The sequence below is a fragment of the Paraburkholderia fynbosensis genome (assembly GCF_902859935.1).
Taxonomy (GTDB): Bacteria; Pseudomonadota; Gammaproteobacteria; order Burkholderiales; family Burkholderiaceae; genus Paraburkholderia; species Paraburkholderia fynbosensis.
Window position 1 is genome coordinate 31,474 of the sequence record NZ_CADIKI010000030.1, and the last position, 20,509, is coordinate 51,982.

19 protein-coding genes and 2 pseudogenes are annotated in these 20,509 nt (G+C 57.8%); 14 read left to right on the plus strand and 7 right to left on the minus strand.

All coding sequences use genetic code 11. The features are described 5' to 3' along the window. Positions 1 to 5: 5 nt before the first annotated feature. On the minus strand, positions 6 to 395 hold the full coding sequence (locus HV770_RS34130; protein WP_175165917.1) for a hypothetical protein: 390 nt from the start codon (positions 393 to 395) through the stop codon (positions 6 to 8). A gap of 424 nt (positions 396 to 819) precedes the next feature. Here HV770_RS34130 and HV770_RS34135 point away from each other — a divergent pair, with 424 nt between their 5' ends. Both HV770_RS34135 and HV770_RS34140 read left to right on the plus strand, forming a co-directional pair. After that, entirely contained in the window at positions 820 to 1,824 is a 1,005-nt protein-coding gene (locus HV770_RS34135; RefSeq protein ID WP_425497538.1) for a hypothetical protein, read from the plus strand. Positions 1,825 to 1,958: 134 nt separating this feature from the next. After that, entirely contained in the window at positions 1,959 to 3,044 is a 1,086-nt protein-coding gene (locus HV770_RS34140; protein WP_175165878.1) for a transporter substrate-binding domain-containing protein, read from the plus strand. A gap of 246 nt (positions 3,045 to 3,290) precedes the next feature. Here the strand turns inward: HV770_RS34140 and HV770_RS34145 are convergent, their stop codons facing one another. Continuing rightward, complete coding sequence (locus HV770_RS34145; protein ID WP_175165879.1) at positions 3,291 to 3,692, minus strand: hypothetical protein; 402 nt, start codon at positions 3,690 to 3,692, stop codon at positions 3,291 to 3,293. A gap of 532 nt (positions 3,693 to 4,224) precedes the next feature. Between HV770_RS34145 and aspT the strand changes: the two genes are divergently transcribed. Next, positions 4,225 to 5,922 carry an aspartate-alanine antiporter gene (gene aspT / locus HV770_RS34150; RefSeq protein ID WP_175165880.1) on the plus strand — a complete coding sequence of 566 codons (1,698 nt, stop codon included), beginning with the start codon at positions 4,225 to 4,227 and terminating at the stop codon, positions 5,920 to 5,922. 237 nt (positions 5,923 to 6,159) lie between these two features. Here aspT and HV770_RS34155 read toward each other — a convergent pair whose 3' ends face one another. Both HV770_RS34155 and HV770_RS34160 read right to left on the minus strand, forming a co-directional pair. Next, positions 6,160 to 6,396 (minus strand): hypothetical protein, encoded by a 237-nt coding sequence (locus tag HV770_RS34155; RefSeq protein ID WP_175165881.1) that lies wholly within the window; start codon positions 6,394 to 6,396, stop codon positions 6,160 to 6,162. 1,347 nt (positions 6,397 to 7,743) lie between these two features. Continuing rightward, on the minus strand, positions 7,744 to 8,073 hold the full coding sequence (locus HV770_RS34160; protein WP_217468676.1) for a helix-turn-helix domain-containing protein: 330 nt from the start codon (positions 8,071 to 8,073) through the stop codon (positions 7,744 to 7,746). An 89-nt stretch (positions 8,074 to 8,162) separates the two neighbouring features. On the opposite strand from HV770_RS34160, the gene HV770_RS34165 reads away from it, so the two are divergent. Next, complete coding sequence (locus HV770_RS34165) at positions 8,163 to 8,516, plus strand: gamma-glutamyltransferase (RefSeq protein WP_343048391.1); 354 nt, start codon at positions 8,163 to 8,165, stop codon at positions 8,514 to 8,516. Positions 8,517 to 8,806: 290 nt separating this feature from the next. Here the strand turns inward: HV770_RS34165 and HV770_RS34170 are convergent, their stop codons facing one another. Beyond that, positions 8,807 to 9,094: a CppA family protein gene (locus HV770_RS34170; protein ID WP_175165883.1), complete on the minus strand. Its 288-nt coding sequence runs from the start codon at positions 9,092 to 9,094 to the stop codon at positions 8,807 to 8,809. A 609-nt stretch (positions 9,095 to 9,703) separates the two neighbouring features. Between HV770_RS34170 and HV770_RS34175 the strand changes: the two are divergent. Further along, a pseudogene (locus HV770_RS34175) lies at positions 9,704 to 10,754 on the plus strand (PDDEXK nuclease domain-containing protein). A gap of 329 nt (positions 10,755 to 11,083) precedes the next feature. Here the strand turns inward: HV770_RS34175 and HV770_RS34180 are convergent. Continuing rightward, positions 11,084 to 11,311, minus strand: a complete 228-nt coding sequence (locus tag HV770_RS34180) for a hypothetical protein (RefSeq protein ID WP_217468677.1) — start codon at positions 11,309 to 11,311, stop codon at positions 11,084 to 11,086. Between the two features lie 970 nt (positions 11,312 to 12,281). Between HV770_RS34180 and HV770_RS34185 the strand changes: the two genes are divergently transcribed. The 6 genes from HV770_RS34185 (at position 12,282) to HV770_RS34210 (ending at position 17,256) form a co-directional block, all read left to right on the plus strand. Next, a complete protein-coding gene (locus tag HV770_RS34185; RefSeq protein WP_281366304.1) occupies positions 12,282 to 12,566 on the plus strand; it encodes an HU family DNA-binding protein in 285 nt (94 codons plus the stop codon). 11 nt (positions 12,567 to 12,577) lie between these two features. Next, positions 12,578 to 12,808 (plus strand): DUF1016 N-terminal domain-containing protein, encoded by a 231-nt coding sequence (locus HV770_RS34190; protein WP_175165887.1) that lies wholly within the window; start codon positions 12,578 to 12,580, stop codon positions 12,806 to 12,808. A 4-nt stretch (positions 12,809 to 12,812) separates the two neighbouring features. Beyond that, entirely contained in the window at positions 12,813 to 13,964 is a 1,152-nt protein-coding gene (locus HV770_RS34195; protein WP_175165888.1) for a PDDEXK nuclease domain-containing protein, read from the plus strand. Positions 13,965 to 14,440: 476 nt separating this feature from the next. Beyond that, a complete protein-coding gene (locus tag HV770_RS34200) occupies positions 14,441 to 15,418 on the plus strand; it encodes a PD-(D/E)XK nuclease domain-containing protein (protein ID WP_175165889.1) in 978 nt (325 codons plus the stop codon). Further along, entirely contained in the window at positions 15,411 to 16,586 is a 1,176-nt protein-coding gene (locus HV770_RS34205) for a hypothetical protein (protein WP_175165890.1), read from the plus strand. Before HV770_RS34200 ends, HV770_RS34205 begins: the two co-directional genes overlap by 8 nt. After that, positions 16,573 to 17,256 carry a hypothetical protein gene (locus tag HV770_RS34210; RefSeq protein ID WP_175165891.1) on the plus strand — a complete coding sequence of 228 codons (684 nt, stop codon included), beginning with the start codon at positions 16,573 to 16,575 and terminating at the stop codon, positions 17,254 to 17,256. The genes HV770_RS34205 and HV770_RS34210 overlap by 14 nt, the downstream gene beginning before the upstream one ends. Before the next feature lie 625 nt (positions 17,257 to 17,881). Here the strand turns inward: HV770_RS34210 and HV770_RS34215 are convergent. Further along, entirely contained in the window at positions 17,882 to 18,091 is a 210-nt protein-coding gene (locus HV770_RS34215; RefSeq protein WP_175165892.1) for a hypothetical protein, read from the minus strand. Positions 18,092 to 18,124: 33 nt separating this feature from the next. Between HV770_RS34215 and HV770_RS34220 the strand changes: the two are divergent. From HV770_RS34220 to HV770_RS34230, 3 genes and pseudogenes are all read left to right on the plus strand, one after another. Continuing rightward, a pseudogene (locus tag HV770_RS34220) lies at positions 18,125 to 18,421 on the plus strand (altronate dehydratase); the annotation flags it as partial. Between the two features lie 214 nt (positions 18,422 to 18,635). Further along, entirely contained in the window at positions 18,636 to 19,478 is an 843-nt protein-coding gene (locus HV770_RS34225; protein WP_175165894.1) for an HpcH/HpaI aldolase family protein, read from the plus strand. Positions 19,479 to 19,503: 25 nt separating this feature from the next. Continuing rightward, positions 19,504 to 20,493, plus strand: a complete 990-nt coding sequence (locus tag HV770_RS34230) for an amidohydrolase family protein (RefSeq protein ID WP_175165895.1) — start codon at positions 19,504 to 19,506, stop codon at positions 20,491 to 20,493. Positions 20,494 to 20,509: the final 16 nt, after the last annotated feature.

Below are 20,509 nucleotides of genomic sequence, written 5' to 3' on the forward strand. Positions count from 1 at the left end.
AGGCTTCAGTTCTTTCGCTGCAGTTGCCATGGGCCGCTGGCGGAGCGGCAATACTGCGGGTGCAAACTCATCGACTGCCCTTTCGCGTTCAGCACGACGGCGACGAACCGGCATGTCATGTCGCCGTGCTTCTCCGTGTCGCCAGGCGTGAGCGTGGCATCGATCTTCACGCTGTTGCCCGTGCCTTCATTCCTCCACTGCGCCGACTCGCCGTCGCTCTTCGTATTCAGGGCGAGCTCGGCGGCTTTCTTGATTGAGTCGATGTCGGGCTGCTTCATGTAGCTCATCGGCGTGTCGTTCAAAAAGCCGAGGTTCGCGCACGACGCCGCGTGCGCGCCGAAGAGGAGCGCGACACCCAATATTGCGCGGGGTGTAACGCGCAGGATTCGAATCATCCGGATGTGTGGACGCATGTGTTTCTCCATCAAATTCCATAACGCTGTTCCGCGCGCCCAATTTCGGCAGGCCAAGGGGCCGCCGCATGCATCCAGGCGTCGTGGTGCCAAAACGCAAAAAACGGGGAACTGGTGCACCTGACCGTTCTTGCACGCTTACGGTGTTCAGTCAGTACGAGAGTGTGATCCACGCCACGGCGGTTATCGATAGGGAGTTGGGGCAGTTCGATTGCACCTTCGGGCAATTTGGGGCAGTCGCCTTCCAATCCGCCGATGCGATTGATACATTACGCAGTTGGAAACTGCGCGAGCGTCGACGCCACCCGACGTCTGGCAATGCGTATGAGCGCCATTACCCCGGCGTAGACGTCGCCGAAATGACGACCCAACTGGCTAAGCTCTGCACTCACCACCGGAAGAAAGGATGAGCATGCTGAAGATATCCGTCGATGTCTTTCGATGCCACCACTGCCAGAGGACTCGCCTTTACGCATGCGCACTGCTGCTCGCAGTAGTTCAGTCGTTCGCGCCAATCGGTGCTTGTGCGCAAAGTGTTCCTGCCTGGACCGGACCAGATGTTCAGCGACGCGCGAATGGCGTGCTGGCGCTTCTATCGTTTTCAGTCACGCCGGATCTTTCGGCGAGTTCGCTTGGCATCCGCAACGGCGCAACCGGGAATCCGTCCCTGAACATGACCCAGGTTGGGGGCGGCTTCACGCTGAGCCCGAACTTTCCGCTCTATCTGGAAGGCGCAATCGGCGGGTCGCGCTACGATCCCACGTTCGTTGTCTCGGACGGCCAGCAGCAGCGTGCGTTGCCGACCCGATGGACCAACGTCGCCGCGACTGGCGGCATCGGCTGGGACTTTCCGCTAAACGAGAAAAAGGATCTGGTCATTCGCCCGATCTTCAACTTTTCGCTTGGCGAGGTGCTGAGCGACGCCAGCGCAGCGCAATTTCTCGTCAACCGGAAGGTGGACAAGAACATTGATTTCATCCGCGACGGTTCGCTCAGCGCCTATGGCCTGGGAGGTTCGTTGATGCTGGGCTGGTATCCCCGCAAGGAACCCTATGAATTCGATCTGGAGCTTCGTTTCACCGACATTTATCTGCAAAGTTTCGGTTCCTCTGGCGCGGTCCGCGGGTCGGCCAACGCGCAGTCCACGAACCTGTATGCGCGCTGGCGCGCGCCGACCGGCCTGCTCGTGCTGCACCGGCCGCTGCGGTACGTCCTGGAACTGTCGCATTCGACCTACCTCGGCAGCCAGGCCGACGTCCTCGGCTTTAATCAGCTGACATCGCTCGGCGCCGGCCTGGAAATCGACACGGGCGCCGTGACGAAGCTCTTCTCTCGTGTGCGCATTGTCGCGCGGTATGCTTTCGGCAAGGACGTGACGGGCGCGTCGCTGGGCCTTGCGCTCAGCTTCTGACCGTTGATGCGACGCGGCCCCGGATTGGCAGGCGAGCCTGATACTGGCTCTGCTGCTGCAACCAATGAAAATGGTTTCGGCAAGACACAATGAAAAGATCGGCCCATTGGCTCGTCATACTCAGTTTCCTCATATTGGCGTCGCCCATGAACGGGGCCGCGGCTGAGGCGATCCGAGCAGTGGACGGTGCTGGAAGCGTCTCGGCGTCGGCCGGTGGCGCGAGCGGCCCGGTGAGGGTCGCGATTGCTCCCATCGCGCCCTTTGTGCTGCCGCAAGAGGGGACGCCGGAGGGCTTCAGCATAGACATCTGGAACGAAGTCGCACGCCGCATGAGTGTCGACTTCATCTGGCATCGGGTTCCGACGCAGTCGGATCTGCTGTCCGCTGTTCAGCGTGGTGAAGCGGATGTCGCCATTGCGGCGATCACCATGACACCGGAGCGCGAAAAAACAGTCGACTTCTCTTTGCCTTATTACGACTCCGGCCTGCAGATCATGGTGCGCGCGCAAAACGACAACCCGTTCGTTGCATCGTTCTGGTCGGTTCCGTGGCTCGCCATCGGTCAACTCCTGCTCGCAGCGGCTCTCATCGTCTTTCTGCTTGCCAATCTGGTATGGCTGATGGAGCGCAAGCACCACGTCAACTTTCAGAAGCCGTGGCTGCGTGCAGTGGGCGAGGGCCTATGGGTGACCATGCTCATCATCGCGACGGGCGAGCACGGCGAGCGCGAAACGGCGGGCATATGCAAGCGGGTACTCGTGCCTGCAATGTGGTTGATCGGCGTCGTGCTGATTGCCCAACTGACGGCCACCGTCACCTCGTCGCAGACGGTCGCGCGCCTGCAGTCGAACATTCGGGGACCGGAAGATCTGCCTGGCAAGACGATCGGCACGGTGCCGGGAACTGTCGCCGCGGATTACCTCACCGGTCGCGGCCTGCCGTTCCAGAACGTGAACAATGCGGGCGAAGGGTTCCGGATGCTGATGCAAGGCGACGTGCAAGCCATTGTCTACGATGCACCAACGCTTCAATACTGGGCTGGCAGGCTCGGCAACGGCGCACTTGTCGTGGTCGGTCCGATATTCAGGCCCGAGAGGTATGGCATTGCCGTCAGCAACGGCAGTGCGTTACGCAAGTCCATCAATGAAACGCTGCTCGCCATGTACGAGGATGGAACCTACGAGAAGATCTACGGGAAGTGGTTTTCCCAAGCCAGATAGGCGTCCGGATCATGGATGATTTGAGGGCTGCTGTTGAATTGATCCAGCGAAGGCCAGGCGGGCGAGAGGACTCGCGTGAAGTGGATGAATGGCTATCGCTGACCATCCTGGTCATCGCGGCGGGAGCTGGCAATCGGTGGATCTCATCCTACCTATGGCCTGATACGGCGTGAGTCCTGATTGACGTTACTCGTTGTCAGAGCACTGGACGCGGTTGCATCCTGTACTGTTAGCCGCGTACGGGCTTCAGCAGACAGATTTGCTGCGCGGCGTCCGCAAGGCTTTCGTTGACCGGGCCCGGGTCGGGCAATGCCGCATGGTTCTTCGGGTTCGACGACTGCTTGCCGCTCGCGGCGTTCGGAGAATTGCCGAAGTTGACGCGACGATCATGTAGACCTGGGCTTCGGAAATCCTCGGCAAATTCGGCGTTAGGCCGACGTCGAACTGGACGGGCGCGAGCGTCTTTACGGTCGTCGCATCGTCGAGTTCCGCGGTCAGCCTGGCGAACATCTCCGCTTGCAGGTTCGCGTCGGAGATCACGGTCGGCAGGATGAGGCTGCTCCCACCGTATCCGGCGTGCGTGGCTGTCGTCGGGGGTGCCGTGGCGGTCCTGGGTGCGGATATGAGGAAGTTGCTGCGGGTCGTCATTGGCGGCAGGTGTTGAAAAGGAAGTCTACGGGCGTGCGCCCGGCCGTCAGGACAGGAGTGGATTTGCCCGACGTCGCGTGATAACGCGAGTCGACCGCGGTGATCTGAAACTGTCTCGAGTGGAAAGGCAGACGCGCCGCAGCGCTCATGAACTAGAAGCGCCTGCTCCGGATCAAGGTCAGTCCAACTGGCCGCATCTGCGAGGCTGCGCAGTCCCGCGCGATCGAGAACCGCCGGGCCCTGCGAACCGGGCGTTCTCGTGGAGGTGTGTTCGTACGCCGCCCGTTCCAATCGGGGGAACTTGCAATAACGCCAGATAGCACTGCCGTTTATGAAGCCAAATCCTGTTTCGTTAAAGGGCAAGCTGCTTGCCCCAACACCCTATGGCGCCGTATTGGCATCTGTCGCAAACTGTCCTGGAGAGCGAATGTTGTCTTGAAATAAAAAATGCGCACAGTTCGGTCACTGCGGGTGTCGCTTCCTTGCGTTTGCCGGGCACTGTCTGGTAAGTCGGACTATAAAACACAATACAATGAAATGCTCTATCGGATTCATCGCTGATGTGCCCATGGCCGTGCTTTTCATTACGGTGGGATTGGGCTACCTCATCGGGAAGCTGCGTGTCGGACCGATCCAGCTCGGAGGCATCTGTGGAACGCTGATCGTCGCTCTCGCGCTCGGACAGACCGGCTGTCAGTTGCATGGTGAATTGAAGGATGTCGCCTTCGCGCTTTTTATCTTTGCCATGGGTTATTCAGGGGGGCCGCAATTTTTTGCGAACCTCAACCGTTCCAGTGTTCGATACATGATGCTGCCGCTGCTTGAGGCAGTCGTCGTATTGACCGTCGTGCTCACTGCCGTGCCGATGTTCGGACTTGACGCCGGCACGGCCGCCGGGCTTGCCGCTGGCGCCGCGACTGAGTCGGCTGTAGTCGGGACAGCCGCCGAAGCGCTGAGGCATCTGGGTCTGGATGCCGCCGGGGTCACTCGCATGGAAGCGAACATCGCCACGGCGTATACGCTGACATATCTGGTGGGGCTGATCAGTATTGTTTTCTTTACAAGCCAGATAGCGCCTGCATTGCTACGGATCAACCTGCGGACTGCGTCAAAGGAGTTGGCCGCCAGGATGGAAGCCGCCTCCGACGAGGACGTGGCAAGCCAGCCCGCATTGCCGCGGCTGGTAGGTCGGGCCTATTGCGTCGAACGTGCTGCCGGCATGACGGTGCAGGCACTGGAGCGTGCGGTCGGCATGCGCACGCTTGTAATCGGTCTGTTCCGGCAGGGCGCCAGGATCGAAGCGGGACCAGACGCAACGCTCGTCGAAGGAGACATCGTTGCGCTAATCGGCGTACGGGACCGTATTCTTAAGGCCGGAGAACTGACCGGTTCGGAGGTACTGCTGCCCGAAGGGCACTCCGACGCGCTCCAGTTAAACGAGCATCAGGTGATCATTAGCGGGTCATTCATCAATGGACGTACGCTCGCGGAACTTGCACGGGCCGCAACGCAGAAGCACCTTCGCGAGGTGTGGATCCAGCAGGTCATACGCTCCGGTCACAGCCTTCCGATTACGCCCGCCACGCGCCTGCAGCACGGCGACAAGGTAACGATCGTAGGCGTGGAGCCTGCCTTGAGTGCTGCGACGCGGGAACTCGGTGCGCTGGCCCGTACAAGCGAAGTCACCGATCTCGTATTCCTATGCATCGGTATATTGGTCGGCCTTGCTGTCGGCAGTCTGACACTGAAAGTGGGGCCCATTCCACTTTCCCTTGGCAGTGGCGGCGGCGCATTGCTCAGCGGGCTGGTGTTTGGATGGATCAATTTCAAGAAGCCCGAAATGGGTGCGATACCGGGCGCGTCCGTCCAACTGCTGAAAGATCTGGGACTGGCGATCTTCGTCGCGTGCGTCGGATTGTCTGCTGGTCCCGATGCGATCGTGCTGATCCGCAAACATGGTGCGGTGCTGCCGCTGATCGGGCTAGCTGTCTCGCTGGGGCCTGCGTGCATGTCTCTGTGGATCGGTCACAAGCTTCTCAAAATCGAAGGGCCGTTGCTCATCGGTGCCATTGCTGGCCAGCACGTCAGCACGCCGGCCATCAGCGCTATCACGGCAGCCAGCGAGAGCTCGTTGCCGCTTCTGGGCTATACGGTTACCTACGCGATCGCCAACGTTCTGCTTCCGGTGCTTGGCCCAATCATCATCGCGCTGGCCTACGCCATGCGGTAAGCGAGACGCTGCGCTGACCGAGAGCTTGCGCTGAGTCCACTGTTGATTTATTTGCGGATGTAGCAGCCTGGCGGCACGGGGCAACGATTTCATATAGTAGGCGTCGACATGTCGCTCCCTTTCGCTCGACGACGGAAAGCCCGTCGCCCGCGACGTTGAACGGGGTGGGCAAGTGATGATCTGGGAAAATTGCAATCACAAACTGCGTCGAAGTGATCTTGACTACGATGCCGCGATCTACGCGGTATCAATGACACGGCTTTCGTGGGCAATCGATGGACTACCAGCAGAAGCCATGGGATTGGAAACATAGGGCGTGATATGCGTGATGGTAATTCGTTTCGTTACCGTGCATATGCCGACAGCAGAGTCGGCCTTCTCGACGCCCGGCGGATAGATCTGGAGTTCGTCCTCGCGATTCAATGCGGTGTTGTAGCGGGTCGCATTGGCGCCGCTAGCGACGACCCGATGCAAAGGCCGTCGCGAGGCAGGTTGCCCTGGGCTACCACCGAGAAATCGTAACTGCCGGTCTCAAGCCGTACGTCGTCCACCGCTAGCCGCTCGTGCCGCATCACGGCATGGCTAGAACGCAGAAGCCGATGCTCAAAATATCCCCCGGACACGACATGAAACGCGTCCAGTGGCTCGAACCCGGTGTAGATGTGCTCCAAATACATTCGACGCTTTCTTTTCAGAAAGATTTCGTTTCTTGGATAACATCTTCCGCAACCACCGTCTACTATTACACACGTTTGAAGCGGCACCACTGCTCCCCGGACATGAAAGCCAACCATCGCAATGAGGCGCGCGAGGAAGGATTTCAGATGGACCGATTGCGCCGGGAAGAGCTAGGGCGATAATCGAAGGGATGCATTTCAAAATCAGCGAATTGGGAATTGCGTCCGAACAGCTTTTCGCACCGGACCTGTCCGATACGGTGCGATTCCGGGACCCTTTGACCGCAGACCTGGAACGGATTCGGACGTCTCCACTCCTCGTGTTGCTGACTCAAGCTGGGGAACGCGAGGTATCTATTGCGGTTCTCGTGGGCACCGGTTGCTCATGGCCTGTTTGCCCGGCCACCTCCGTGGTATGGAGATCTACCCTGCCAAAGAATCCGATAAGCCGGCCAAACTGGCCATCGGGGTCAGGGGCAATGTCATTGCCCTTCAGGGCAGTGACATTGATGCCCTCTCTGTTGGAGCGCAGAAACCGTTCTTCATCCGTCGCGAACGAGCGTTGCGGGAATGGCCACGCTACCCGAATCGCGTCCTTTACTAGCATCAATATTGCAGCTAGTTCCTATGAATCGGCAAGTTCTGCGTTGCGAACCTTTTCCTCGGCATATTCCGGTACTCAAAGCGTTGGGCGGTGACCGCCCGGTGCGGTCATCAGGCGTCGTTCGCGAAGCTTACCTTTCGTCGTTCCGTCTCCGGACATTCCTGCGGTCGCGAAGTGAATCATTCAACCTACATGAAAAGGGCGCGATCTTTGTCACTGATCCAGTTCGGGGGAGCCGGGGCAATGCACTTTATTTTGCAGTGGAAAAGTGGTAGCAGGGGCGGACGAATTCCGATAGTGTTTTACACCGGCGACGGCGAACATGTATCTAAATCGCTTTTGGCCGATATGTCGTTGAACCACGTCCCAATCCCGTTGAGCTTGGTTGAGCCGGCTACCAATGAATCGAATGCCGCAGGGCAATTTTTTATCCCCGAAGCTATGCAATTGGGCTCCCGAACAACGTCCCTGCGGGCGATGGAACCGGCAGGGACGAACCTAATCCGGGCAAATGCAGCTACGGGTCCTCCAGCGCACGAGTCACTCAGATTTCCTCGCCCGCGGCTTACTGGCCGGCTGCCGAGGCACGGCCATGCGCGTCAGCATGGTGGGATTGATAGTTGGAACCGGGGCAATAGTGTCCAGCCATGTCTCACGGCCGAGGGCACGAAGCACGAGGATGAGGGTACGCATCGACGATCCATTGCCAGTTTCAAGGTTTCTCAGCGAGCGTACGCTGATGCCGGCGCGTGCCGCCACCGTAACCTGGTCTAGGTTCTTGTGCACTCGAAGAGTCTTCAAATGGTGCCCGACATCGGCTTCCAACTCTTCGGGTGTCCGAGCCCGCCAAGTGTTGTTCCGGATTTCCATGTGATCAACCAGAACGACCTAAAATGTGCCTGCAACAACCAGCAATCTTTTGCCTGACGTAGCGGACAACGCGCACAAGGGGAATGATTTTGCCTCTTTTGCTGCGCCATCCCAACGAAGTGGCGCCTCGCAAGCGCCCATTTCACACCATCATCCCGGGCTTCGTGACGCACAATGGCCAACCGCTAATGAGCTTTGGACTGATGGGCGGATCGATGCAGGCCCACGGCCATATGCAGATGGTCACCCGCATTGTCGACCAGGGGCTGAATCCGCAGGCAGCGAGCGACGCGCCGCGCTTTCGGGTGCTCGACGACAACCACGGCGTTGCCGTCGAATGGAACATGCCGCAGTCTACGATCGAGGGACTGGCCTCACGCGGGCATCCGGTCTCCGTCTCACCGCGCTTCGATGTCGAGTTTGGCTGCGCGCAGGCAGCATAGCGTCTTGACTACGGCGCCTATGTGGCCGCGTCCGATCATCGCAAGGACGGATATCCGGTTGGATTCTGACGCAACGCCAGCAGATCCCCTGACTCTCCCCGTCCGCCGGCACCGTCCGGCGTGCATTGGCTGTCGCACTGATGAGGAGACGCTGGCGCCGCACATCAGCGACGACAGCCAGGCGACTGACTGGCATGAGCGCCTGCCGCCCGCACCGAACTTGTCCCTCCGCTACGCGGCTACGAGCTGAACTGACTCAATTGAAACCTCATTGCATTGATCTTTCAACGCTAACGCATGCCGCCGAGGCTCGAATTCGCCGTTGCTGCCCGCGACGCGAGGATCAATCGGATCGCCGCCAGAGAGTGTTCGGCCACTGGACTTGGCGCTGCCTGGTGTGCGGTCGAAAATTCAGGGGGCTGGACTCCCAGGCGCCTGCAAACGGCGGAGAGATAAGGCTTGTCGGACTTTGCGCAGCCTTCGACAGCCAGAGCAATCGCGGCATTACCGACATGGCGGCGCAGCCACTCGAGCGTCCGCCGATCCCTCTCGTTGTAGATTCTCACCAGGTGCTCCATTTTTCGCCTCCGGCAATACTGTGCAAATACACAGTACTGTTAATATATACAGACTCGTCGGAAACGGCAAGGCCAGCTATTAGAATCAGCAGCGCGTCCCCGAGTCCTCTCCGCACCGCGGAGAAAATCCGGCCGGGCGATAGAGGCGCAGGTTTCCACGGATCCGTGGTTTCCAGGGAGGTGCCCCTTTGTGCATCGACGCCGCCGATGCCGCGGGTTCGACGCCGGGTCGACGGTCACCGGCACTTGCGGGAAGTTAACGCGGTCGACGTCAATCCGAAGCTGCGGCAGTGAAGCAACCGGTAGATTCGCGCAGAGCCGGCAACGGGTCAGGCACGTGCAAAGAGTCCCGACGTAAGAGGAGCGGCTTTCCCAGGCGTCGACCCACCTCACCTGGCGGGCACCGGCGCTGCGGGTTGCAACCGGCATTGATATCAGCACTGTCGCATGCAGGTCAGAAGAGCTTTGGGAAGCGTATGGATTTGAATGACGGTACGCCGGGATATCAAGCTGGGAGCGGCTCCTCGCGAGGAATTGCCGCTTCGGGGGCGACCGTTGATAATCGATGCAGTTCGCCAGCAGTTGCGGCGCCATGTTTCACAGGACAGTATGACTGAAGTGTCTTTTACCGCCGCTGACTATCACGCCTGGCTAAGCGACCTTAAAGTCCCGCGTCGAGCACGCGCGGCAGCGCGCCGCGTTGTCGGTCAACCGGGAGCTGGTATCGCTATATTGGCAGATAGGCCGCGAGATCCTCGAGCGGCAGCGGCGACAAGGGTGGGGCGCAAAGGTCGTCGATCAGCTGGCGCGCGATCTGCGCGCGGCGTTTCCCGACATGCGCGGGTTTTCGCCGCGGAACCTGAAGTACATGCGTACGCTGGCCGAAGCCTGGCCGGGCGAGGAATTTGTGCAATACCCTGTTGCACAATTGCCCTGGTCTCATGTGGTCACGTTGCTGGATAAGCTTAAGACATCAGAGGCGAGCGAGTGGTACGCCGCCAAATCGATCGAACACGGCTGGTCCCGGAACGTGCTCGTGATGCAGATCGAAAGTCGCCTGCAGGAGCGCCAGGGCAGTGCCGTCACCAATTTTCCCGACCGTCTGCCTCCGCCTCAGTCCGACCTTGCCCGCGACACACTCAAGGATCCGTATATCTTCGATTTTCTGGGCCTGACCGAAAGCGCCCAGGAACGGGACATCGAGCACGCGCTCACGCGGCACATCACGCGTTTCCTTCTCGAACTGGGCGCCGGCTTCGCATTCGTCGCACGGCAATACCGGCTTGAAGTGGCCGGCGACGAGTTCTTCATCGACCTGCTGTTTTACCATTTGAAGCTCAGATGCTACGTGGTTGTCGAACTGAAGGCGACGCCATTCAAGCCCGAATATGCCGGTCAGTTGAACTTCTACCTGTCAGCCATTGATGCACAGGTCAAGGGATCGCACGACCAGCCCACGATTGGCTTGTTGCTCTGTAAGGAAAACAATCGGCTGGTCGCCGAATATGCGTTGCGTGGCATCGCCAACCCGATGGGCGTCGCCGAATATCAGTTGCTGCGCGACATCCCGGCGCCGCTCATGCCGGACCTGCCGTCAATCGAGCAGATCGAGGCGGAGCTTGGACCGGATGAAGGACCTGAACTATCTGGGCATCCCTAAGATGGACTATCGGATCAGCTATGAGCACAGTCTCGGAGCTGCGCCGAACGATTTCATCGTGCACGTGTCCCATCGCAGATGATCTGCGATGCACCGGTCACGGTGCGTTGCCTGTGTGCCGCGCCAACTGCAGTGTCGCGCTGCGGGAGCATTTCCGTGTGCAAGACTATCCCATTGAGGCGACTCCTGGATTTTCGCTCGCAGGACAACGATCCGGATACGCGAATGCGCGTACAACAGACGCTCGACCGTGATATCCAGTCGGTTATGAGAAGTCTTGTTTCGGCTCGCAGCAACGACGAATTCAGATTAGCCGAGTTTCCAATTGGCTAAAGTTTCAGTTCTTTCGTTCGGAGTTTCGCGGGACTGCCCGGCGTCATCGGACCGCCCTGCACTGCCCCCATCATCGAGCGACACGCATGGAAGTGATGAGAGACGCCGAAGCCTTTACCGATGGCGCTTCCGGCCCTGTCCGCAATAATGTTTCCCGCGATGATGTTATTCAAAGCCATTGCTATTTGCACATCCATCGAGCTTGGTGGATTGACAACCCACAAAATTGTGACTCCATATGCGCCTAGCCCGCATTATATTCATTTAACCCATTCCTGATAATACGACTTATCAGGATTGAACGCGGCATACGACGCGTTCCTGACCAGCTGAAACGGGTCCCGCGGGCGGGGCGATGCGCTCAGTGGCGCGGCTGCCGGGGGCGCCCTCGCGAACGAAGGGGTAGTTGTGGCTATGTACCCCTTCATTTCGGGACAAACCGGCCATGCGGCGCGGTCAATGACGTCCCGCCGAGGCCCGCTTCGCCGAGACGCGGTTTACTGGCTCGCTACGCTTCCTGTTGGATGCGGGGCAAAGACTGTGACGACTGCGTCAGACCCATTACGCCGGAGTTCCGGCACGCGGCCTTGCCGTGACGATAGGTGAGTGTCTTCGGGAGGTCGCTTGCTGGATCGGGACACAGGCGGCGAAAGGGCGGGGCGACATGAACTGGTGGTGCAATAAGGCTTATCACCATCGAGCGCCGTGAGAGGGCGTGCCCGTGACCACCGGCACCGGGTTGAGCGATGGATCGCAACGCTCAGCGTCGCGCGGCTACTTGAGGGCGCCCTGGGGGAAAGGTAGAGGGGGTAGGGGAGTCCGTTCTCTTAACTGCGGCTCAGGCTTGACACCGGGTGACGGGTACCCTAACGGTGACCTGTCGCAAAGGAGTTCCGAGACTCGATGCATTAAATGCAGTTTTGCTAGTAGCAGTTATCAAAACTAGGGCGACGAGAATCGTCGGGCCGTTCTTCGCTTGTTGTCGCCGTGCGCTCGAGGGGACAGGCGGACGAACGGGAGCGCTGGCGCCGTCTGGGAAGCGGGTCGCCCGACAAAAGGTGACCTTTGACGGCAGTGCCACCGGTGGGCAACATTGGCCGCATTGAGGCCAGCTCGGTGGCGCCGCTCCGAAGTCGGTTGCGCACCGGCCAGGGGATCAGGTACGGTGGCGGCATTCAACCCATCGTGAAGGACATCACCATGAACAAGCAGGACCTCGTCGACGCCGTCGCCGCAAAAGCCGGCACCAGCAAGGCGCTGGCCGCTGAAACGCTCGACGCGCTGCTCGGCACCATCACAGCGGCCGTCGCGAAGGGCGACTCCGTGCAGCTGATCGGGTTCGGCGCGTTTTCGACAGGCGCGCGCGCCGCGCGTGTTGGCCGCAACCCGGCGACCGGCGCCGAGATCCAGATTCCGGCCGCGAAGACGGTCAAGTTCACGGCGGGCAAGGCGTTCAAGGATGCCGTCAACGCGTCATGACGGAGGATGCGATGATGCCCGGCGATTACGCCGGGCTGCCCGAGGAAGTGGTCAATGTCGTCGAGTCGGCGCGACGCACGGCGGGACGCAGCTTCAATGCCATGATGATCCCCGCCTACCGCGAGATAGGACGGCGGATTGTGGCCACTGAGCAGGGCGGGCAGACGCCGATCGCGCGACTCGCCGACGACCTGACACACCGGTTCGGCCGCGGGTTCCCTCGATATCAACCTGGAAACTGAGAAGATGAGCGGCAGCAATTTGGCGGAGGACGACTACGGCGCAACCCTGAGCGACGTGATCGCACTGCTTGAAGAGGCGCGGCGGGCCGCGGCGCGCAGCATCAATGCCCTGATGACGGCAACCTATTGGCTGGTGGGCCGGCGGATCGTGGAACTCGAGCAGGGTGGGCACGAGCGTGCAGCGTACGGGCAGGGGGTCCTGCAGCGCTTGTCGAGCGACCTTACCGAGCGGTTCGGGCGAGGCTTCGGAGCCGACAATCTTGAATTAATGCGCCTGTTCTACCTGAGTTATCCGCCTAGCGAAATTTCCGAATCGGTGATTCGGAAATCCGGCGCTCCCGCGGTCGAGCCGAAATCCGAATCACCGATTCGGGATTTCGCGCTCCAGCAGCTCGGCGAACGTTTCCCGCTTTCGTGGACGCACTACGTCAGGTTGATGCGACGGACGCGTTCTCCCGAAGAACGGATGTTCTACGAGGCGGAAGCCCTGCGCGGAGGCTGGAGCGTCCGGCAACTCGAACGGCAGATTGGCAGTCAGTTTTATACGCGCACGCTGATGTCGAGAAACAAGCGCGCAATGCTTGAAAAGGGTGCGGCCGCGAGGCCGGGTGAGACCGTGAGCCCAGACGAAGCGATCAAGGATCCTTACGTACTCGAGTTCCTCGACCTGAAAGACGAATACTCCGAGAGTGACCTTGAGGAAGCGTTGATCCACCGTCTCGAGGACTTTCTGCTTGAACTTGGTGGAGATTTTACGTTCGTCGGACGGCAACGCAGACTACGGATCGGTGACAGCTGGTTTCGCGTGGACCTGCTGTTCTTCCACAGGCGCCTGCGATGCCTTGTAATCATCGATCTAAAACTTACCGAGCTTCATCATGCCGATGTCGGGCAAATGCATATGTATTGCAATTATGCAAAAGAGCACTGGACGCTACCCGGCGAAAACCCGCCGGTCGGCCTGATTCTGTGTGCTAGAACCAACGCGGCAATTGCGCGTTATGCGCTTGACGGTCTGCCCAACAAGGTGCTTGCCGCTGAATACCACACCGTACTTCCGGACGAGCAGTTGCTTGCTGAAGAATTGGCGAAGACCCGCCGCGAGTGGGAGGCGCAGCATCCGGTCCTCCCTGAGAGCAAACATTCCGGTAGCTGACAGCCCTAATGGGCCCGGTCGCTAACGCCGGTTACCGCGCTACAGATCCTTCAGTTCATCCTGCGTTGCCTAAGAACGCAGCGCAGCGTGTCCCCCAGATTCTCTCTCACCCAACACCAAATGGTGTGACTCCCGTTCCGGTTTGTTCCGAACTTGCCGAAACGCTGACATCGATCGCAGCATCGGTGTCAAGAAAGTTAAATTTCACGAACCTCTGCATTGCATGCAGTCTAGGTGCTGGCAAGTCAGTTGCACTTGCCATCCCTATCCCGCTATGCGAGACCGAGGCCAAAGCTCGTACCCTGAAGGGAACTCAGCCGCCGCGAACGGCTAATCGTTATGCATAGATGGCGGCCAGCCAAAAACTTTATCGTGTACCAGCCAGCGGTGCCTACCGTGCGATTATGAGTTCGGTTATGATCGTCATTTCTGATAACACAAATTAAGACCGAAGTGAAGGTCAACCCGGGGCTAGGATGGCTGAGAGAGTAAATATCGCGCGTATCGCCGAGATCGTGTCGGCCGATATTTTTAGCAAGCTTGGATGGGAAGCGCATGGCGTACCTAACGAGTCGTGGGAATGCAACGAGCCAACCCACGAAAAGCGAGATCATCCTACTGACGTAACTTTTGTGTATCAGGATCCGTACTCGGCGCGGAATGTGCATCTCATTACCGACCTGAAGAGCTATGCGGCGGGAAGCATCAAGGAATTTTCCCTCCGGGAAACGATCGAATCCCTAGCGCTTGCGGTCGATTGTGCAAAAGACAATCCGAAGTGGAAAGAGCTGTACTTGAAGGCCGGGGCCGAATACGAAATCCAAGGCTTGGTCTTCATCTATAACCACGACAGCGAATACGACAAATCGTTTCCGGAGCAGTTACACGTCGTGTTCCAGGACGATCTGACTATTCCGCGTGGCGTTAAACTTTCGATCATCGGGCCAGATGAAGTCTGGTACCTGAATGAGATGCTGACGGATATCGCCAGCCTTGCGCGAGATGAGGTCATACCGACCGATAAGAAAGCATTGAAATTCTTCTATCACAGTCATTCCCGAAGCAAAGTTGTTTCGCAAGACCACAGCATGGTCGCGACTATTGACATGCTGAAAGGGAAATATCAGATGCTCGCGTATTCGCATGCGAACCAGTACGGCGGATTTCGAGGTATGTTGGTCTACTACCGGGGATACGGTGAAAGTGAAAGGGAATTCATTGTACTTATCGATATGCTCAGAAGCTTCGGTGTGCTGGATAACTACGATAGAATCCTTGTTCGATCGGCGCGTGGCTGTTCAAGGGCTGCAAATAACTTCAACAAAGCAGTTTCTCAGTACGCTACGTATGGCAACCATGAAATGCTGCTAAAAAAGCTTGATTACGGATCGATCGCTTCCGTGCGGCCAAGGCTGACCCAATTTGAGGTAGCACTGAGGGGTGGTCATGCTTAACGTTCGTCCAGTCTTTTATGCAACCTATCGCGATATTTACGATGCGTTGATCTCTTCAAAACAAAGGGTGAGCGTGGAGTTCATGCACGACTTCCTGCGCGTTCGAGGTATCGTCTTCGGAAATCAAGCCAGCCGTGGCGAGCTCGTGGAAGCGATTGCGACGTATGCTTACGACAGCCCCGATCTTGATGAGTTGTGCGATCAGCTTGAGATACATTCGAAGGCGGACCGCGTCACCCACATGTCCCTAAGCGAGAAAATTTCTTCCGAGGTGCTGAAAGCAGCTTTGGCAGAAGTGAAAGCTGAGCGTTCAGGACATACTGAGGTTGTCGAGTTCAATAAGAATGAGGGTGGAAGACTGGAAGTTTCGATTGATTACTACGAACTCGACGAGGGACGAACGTTATTGCGACAGCAACGCCCGAAGCACGGAAAGATCGAGTTCATGACGGCTGGGGACGGCATGCGTGTTCGATTCCCCGGCGCGGAGCGAGTTGCGGATTTCGCGACTGCCTTATTAGAGAAAATTCAGGCATCAGCGCCAAATATCACCCAGAAGACCATCGACCTGAGTGCGTTCAATAAGTTGCAGCGAACACAGTTTTTCCAGTTGATGATTCAAAAGCTGGAGAGCTATCGCATGGCGGACGTGAAGAAAGTCAACGTCAACCAAGATATTTCGGAGCCGGTATTCACCGTGGACGAGAGTACTACCGCGGATGACGCAGACGACGAGGCCGATAGTGCGCCGCATTCAGGAGGATCCTTAAAGCGTGAGGTCGAGCGTGAGGTAAAGTCGTATTTGAAACGCTGCACTCTAGATGGGTCCGGAATTCTCCATGCAAGCGAGCTCCGGCGATTTCTGGACTCGGGATTTTTCATCAGCCGAATTGTTTGGGAAGCTCAACCTCGATCGAAGAAGGCCGGGAAGCCGAAGGCTGAGCTCGAGGCTTTGATAGAGCGACCGGCTGAAGGGATCGGTTTCAAGTATACGGTCCGTGGCGTGTATTCGCAGAGACGAGACAAGCGTTACGCCGTCACTAAGCGAAAACCGAAGGACATAGAACGCGAAGAATTACTGGACGCCCTTGAACTGGCTGCGCAGGCCGCTTACGTCGAGGTGGTGGAAAGCATTTCTTCCGAGCTAGAGTACGATGAAAAAGTATAAATGGGCAAATGCCACATTCGGTGTTGCTTTGACTACCCTCGGGGATCGGCTTCGTAAAGTTGAACTTGACCTATCGGAAGATGATACGGAAGGGTTTCGAATCGAGGAGCGAAGCGCGACGCGTATACGAGGAGTGTTCATCGAGCGAGAAACGTCTCTAGAACATATCTCGTTACCGACAGGTCATGAATATGAAGAAAAGCGCTCACGTATTACGGTCACGGAATTTCTTGTGACCGACGGGAGCTCGTTGAATTTGCTCTTGATGAATCCTCCGCGAAGGACGCTGCCATTCTTCAATGCTGTATCGCTCGCGACGAACTATCGATTTTCGGTCGAGATGTTAGATGTCGATGTTTTGAAATGGGTGCAGTTTTTAGAGCGCCAAGTCGGCGATGTTTCGGTAACCTATCTCGATTGCAACAGCATCCAATTGTCGCCGGAGGTGACGGGGAGATTTGCTTTCCGGGGGACTCGAGACGTTAGGCAAGAAGCTAAGCGAACAACGAAGACTTCGGACGTTGCAGTCGAGTGTGCGCGCTGTGAACTAACGGCAGGGGGGTATAGGACGACGATCGAACTATTGCGGTCGGGCGCCGTGAAGCTGGCGTCGCCTGCTAGCGAAGAATTATTAGCCGTAATTCATGGTTCCTTGGCGAGGGCATGCTAACAGAGTTTGCGGACTCGCTGTTGGTTTGCACGGAAACCTGATCCCAACTCCCCTGTTTCTCACAATGGACGGCTATGCTGGCGACGTTGCTGAACTTACTGGCGCCTCTGTGGACATGGCTAGGATCAATTTCGAACGCGAACACTTGGGAGCAGGGGCGGAACGAGGTGGAGCGGGTACGTGACGCGTTTTCATAGCCGCAAGTCCGGCGCAAAAATCCGCTCCTTTGATAAGAAAACTTATCTTGATAGCCCGATTGGGTCGCACGTTTCTTGGGCAAATTCCGTTTACCTAATTAAAGTGTACCTAGATTTCAACTAAAGTTGTGGCTACCGCCCTAGTCCCCCCGAATGCCCAGTCGAGCTGCCGTGCGCATGCCGGGTAGAGTGATGTTGTAGCGATAGACGCGTGGCGCAGGTGGTCGGGCAGCGTGGCCAGTTCCATGCCACGCGCGGGCACGTGGGAGGCGTGGGTATCGCGGATCCAGTGCGGACTCGCCCGGCGCACCTCCAGCTTTTCACCTTGGCATTCGGGTGTTTGGTAAGACCGTGATTTCTTATCGCGAAATGAGGGCGATCGGCGGCCATGAAGACACGGGTATACCTTATATTCTGGTAAGGCCAATTCACATAAACTTGTCGCGCAGCCGCGATTTCGCGGCAGGTTGAAATGTTCCGGCCTGACCAGCTGAGAACCGAACGAGGCACTTATAGACATGCAAGCCATTGTTTACGAAACTCCCCATTCGCTTCAAGTCGCTGAACGATCGGTGGCTGAACTCGTCGCTGCCGTTGCTCCCATAAGCATTCGTCGGGTTGGTTTCTACTGTTTTCATGAACAGCCTCGGCTGTGACTTGTCTCGGCCACTGGCCAGGTCGCGGGCGAAGCAAACCTCATGTGCTTCATCACCGGACGCGGTTCGACTTACGGCTGCAAGCCTTGTCCTTGCATCAAGTCCGCCACTTACATGTCGCTGTTCGCCAAAATGAGTCTCCATTGGACTTCAACGCTGGGGCGCTCTCGATGGAATCACAGCCTGTTACAGGCGGCAGAAGCGCTATTCGATCTGATGCTCAATGCAGAGTCAGGACGATGCATTGCCGGCGAGGAAAACCAGGCGGGAACAGCGGATTTGTTCCCCGGTAGATCGGCGCGGGTGCTATGACCAGGCGCATCTGTCTAAGCGAAAGGTCAACGACAGTACGTTTGTAGTACTAACAGCATGCTCATCTCGAAGGCTTTGCCGCAAATCTGAGCGAAAAATACTTCGCAGTGCATGTTTCGGATTGACGGGTCAGGCCAATTGCAACGATAATGGCAAAAATAGCATGTTTGGCCTGACCAAATGTGGCGGCTAATGTTCCAATGGAGGAGAGACGATGATCCAGCTTTCTTCGCAAGCGAAGGCTGCGACGGAGCCCTTGAATGGCGAAAAGGCACTTGATAGCAACCGCGTCAGAGATAGGCTCGACGCGGGCGTGATCTGCTACGGCACCTACATACGCTTTCCCGGTCCAGCTCCGATCGAAATCGCCGCGCAGGCGGGGTTCGAATTCGTGCGTATCGACGCATATCACGTTGCATTTGATCCACAGACACTAGACGACATGATCCGGGCGGCGCACGCGCATCAGGTCACTCCTTGGATCCGTTGCCGCAATGATGCCTACGAGATCACGAAGGTGCTCGATATGGGCGCCCACGCGATCAGCGCTCCAAACGTAGGAACCGTGCGGGAAGCCCAAGCGTTGGTATCCGCCGTGAGGTTCGCTCCCAAAGGGCAACGTGAGTCTTCCAGACCGGTCCGTTACCACGGTATGGGCCTCGCCGAATACGTCGAGTGGGCTGAGCGCGAAATTTTGGTCTCTTGCCAGATCGAGGGAGCCGAGGGATTGGAGAATTACAAGGATATCGTTAAGGTGGAAGGACTGGATGTGATTCAGACAGGTCGCAACGATATCGCTCTCGCTCTCGGTTTACCAGGTCAGCAGTTTCATAAGGATGTCCTCGATGCTGAGGCGCGCATTGTTGATGCCGCTCTGACCGCAGGAAAACAGGTCTCACTCGCGCATCCGTTAAACGAGGACGGCATCGAACGTAGTCTTCGGTGGGCAGAGAAGGGCGTGCGTATTCTGACAATGGGCTCGGATATCGACTCACTCTTCCTGGCATTTAAGAGCGGGGTCCGCCAACTCCGCTCTGGCCAGACTAGGTCGCTATAGCGTGTTGCGAATCTGAGGAACTGTAATGACTGACACCGCAGTTACTAGTGCGATGAGCCCAGAGACACCTCTCGAACCTGAACTCGAGATACTGGACCCTCATCATCATTTGCTAGAGAAAAAAGGAGTGCACGCTTACCTTCTCGACGAGTTCAAGGCCGATACGTCCTCTCACAAGGTCGTTGAGAGCATTTTCGTGGAATGCGCATGGCCGGCCCTGGACTCTATCTCTGAGGTTCGCAAGGCTTTCGAATGGAGTCGCGACAGCGCGACTACGAGTGGCACGAAAATCACGGGTGTCATCGGCTTTGCCGACCTTCGCCAGGGGGCCGCGGTTGGCGAGTTACTGGACGAAATGAGCTCCATTGCCGAGTCCGGAGGCGGCTCGGGATTGTTCAAAGGCATCCGACACGGTGCCACATGGGATGCTTCTCCTGAGATTCGCAATCACCGCACTGGGCCAAGCGCCGATCTTTACGAAGAGCGCGCATTTCGCGAAGGCTTTGCCCAGCTCGCGAGGCGCCACCTTACGTTCGACGCATGGGTTTATCACCCCAAACTTCCGACCGTGGCAAGCCTCGCGGACGAATTCCCGGACACGCGAATCATTCTTGATCATCTTGGAGGGCCGTTGGCGGCTGGGCGCTTCGCGGGGCACGCTGACCAGGTCGATGAACACTGGAAGCATGGGATGAAGCTCGTTGCCGAACGCCAGAATGTCTTCCTCAAGATCGGTGGTATTGGATTTGACCTGATGGTGGATTCGACCGTTGTTCCACTCCGACCCTCGTCCAAGCAGTTGGCGGACCATTGGCGCTCACGCATTCTGTGGGCAATCGAGGTTTTTGGAACCGATCGATGCATGTTCGAGAGCAACTTCCCCGCTGACCGGGGCGTGTGCGACTACTTGACGATTTGGAACGCATTCAAATTGATCACCGGTGACTTTAGCGATGCTGAGAAGGCTGACCTATTTCGGTTGAGCGCGCGCAAGGCCTATTACGGCATCGCCTGACCGCACCGTATTTGCA

Coding starts and splice junctions, on each gene's coding strand:
- HV770_RS34130 (WP_175165917.1), bottom strand. CDS start 395: ATGATTCGAATCCTGCGCGTTACACCCCGCGCAATATTGGGTGTCGCG.
- HV770_RS34135 (WP_425497538.1), top strand. CDS start 820: ATGAGCATGCTGAAGATATCCGTCGATGTCTTTCGATGCCACCACTGC.
- HV770_RS34145 (WP_175165879.1), bottom strand. CDS start 3,692: ATGACGACCCGCAGCAACTTCCTCATATCCGCACCCAGGACCGCCACG.
- aspT (WP_175165880.1), top strand. CDS start 4,225: ATGAAATGCTCTATCGGATTCATCGCTGATGTGCCCATGGCCGTGCTT.
- HV770_RS34160 (WP_217468676.1), bottom strand. CDS start 8,073: ATGGAAATCCGGAACAACACTTGGCGGGCTCGGACACCCGAAGAGTTG.
- HV770_RS34170 (WP_175165883.1), bottom strand. CDS start 9,094: ATGGAGCACCTGGTGAGAATCTACAACGAGAGGGATCGGCGGACGCTC.
- HV770_RS34190 (WP_175165887.1), top strand. CDS start 12,578: ATGATGCCCGGCGATTACGCCGGGCTGCCCGAGGAAGTGGTCAATGTC.
- HV770_RS34195 (WP_175165888.1), top strand. CDS start 12,813: ATGAGCGGCAGCAATTTGGCGGAGGACGACTACGGCGCAACCCTGAGC.
- HV770_RS34200 (WP_175165889.1), top strand. CDS start 14,441: ATGGCTGAGAGAGTAAATATCGCGCGTATCGCCGAGATCGTGTCGGCC.
- HV770_RS34205 (WP_175165890.1), top strand. CDS start 15,411: ATGCTTAACGTTCGTCCAGTCTTTTATGCAACCTATCGCGATATTTAC.
- HV770_RS34210 (WP_175165891.1), top strand. CDS start 16,573: ATGAAAAAGTATAAATGGGCAAATGCCACATTCGGTGTTGCTTTGACT.
- HV770_RS34215 (WP_175165892.1), bottom strand. CDS start 18,091: ATGAAAACAGTAGAAACCAACCCGACGAATGCTTATGGGAGCAACGGC.
- HV770_RS34225 (WP_175165894.1), top strand. CDS start 18,636: ATGATCCAGCTTTCTTCGCAAGCGAAGGCTGCGACGGAGCCCTTGAAT.
- HV770_RS34230 (WP_175165895.1), top strand. CDS start 19,504: ATGACTGACACCGCAGTTACTAGTGCGATGAGCCCAGAGACACCTCTC.